1 protein-coding gene is annotated in these 1,136 nt (G+C 22.0%); it reads right to left on the bottom strand.

What is annotated here, in order from left to right:
* On the bottom strand, positions 1-1,094 hold a 1,094-nt coding region (locus EZH24_RS12285), incomplete at its 3' end, for a PD-(D/E)XK nuclease family protein (RefSeq protein ID WP_137999346.1).
* Positions 1,095-1,136 lie beyond the last annotated feature (42 nt).

Here is a 1,136-nt window from a genome sequence, read left to right as displayed (position 1 = left end):
TTTTTCCATCTGTCTTCAAAATAAAAAGTATCATCAAATAAATTATGTTTTTTAAGCCAAGCCTCTATATCTTTATTATCCTGCTCCCATTTTTTTATTAATTTTGGATCATCTCCAGTATTTTCTCCTCTTGAAAATAAGTTAAAACAACTATAATCATTATAGATATATATATCTATAGCATAATTGAGTCCTCTTTTCTTGCTTTCAAAATCTCTGTAAAAACATTCATTGTCACAATTAGCACCTTGAAATTTTGAAACTAAGTTATTGATACGAGTTACAATCAAATTATTATACATATCTACTATCAATTTTATTTTTTCGTATTCATCAGTATTTTTTATTATCTCATTATAAAAATCTTGTGTTAATTTATCCATTTTAGTTACTCCTGTTTCTCTTAATATTTTTAAATAATGATCTGCTAATAATATCCATTCTTTAGCTTCATTATTTTCTATAAAATCATTTAAACTATTTTCTATTACTTTAGTATAAAAGTCTTCATCTTCTCCATCATATCCATATATTATTTTGATTTTTTCTTTTGGTATATCTTTTATAGACTGAGATGTAGGCTGTTTTAATATATCAGGAGATAAATATACTATTTTATCAACTTCTAAATTATTTTCTAGGCAATTATTATAATATCTTGATAATTGTTCATTCATATCTTTAGCCCATCTAAGTTTATTTTCTATTATTATACAGTTTGTATCAGTATCAGTTTTTATTAAAATATCAATTTTATTTTTTTCTCTTACAACTGAATAATCATTATTTAAATATTTAGAAGCATCAATATTTATAAAATCAAGAAAATGTTTTAATACTGTTTCATGCTCTAAAAGTTTTGCTATTATATCAGAATGAAAATTTTCTTTATAATATGTATCAGAAATAAGTTCAAATATATTAAAAGGATAATCTTCATTAAAAGTATTTTTCTTGATATAATCACGATATTTTTCAAGCATATTATTATTAGCATATTTTTGTACTATAGAAAAAGTATCTTTTATAATTTCTTTAGATCTATTAAATGGAAATTGCCAAGTATTTTTTAATTCTTTTATTTTATAGTTCATTATAGCTCCTAATTATAAAGCAGGTGCATGCTTTCCTTTGTT

It is taken from the genome of Brachyspira catarrhinii (assembly GCF_005518285.1).
In the GTDB taxonomy this organism is placed as follows: domain Bacteria; phylum Spirochaetota; class Brachyspiria; order Brachyspirales; family Brachyspiraceae; genus Brachyspira; species Brachyspira catarrhinii.
This window is presented reverse-complemented; position numbering and strand designations above follow the sequence as displayed.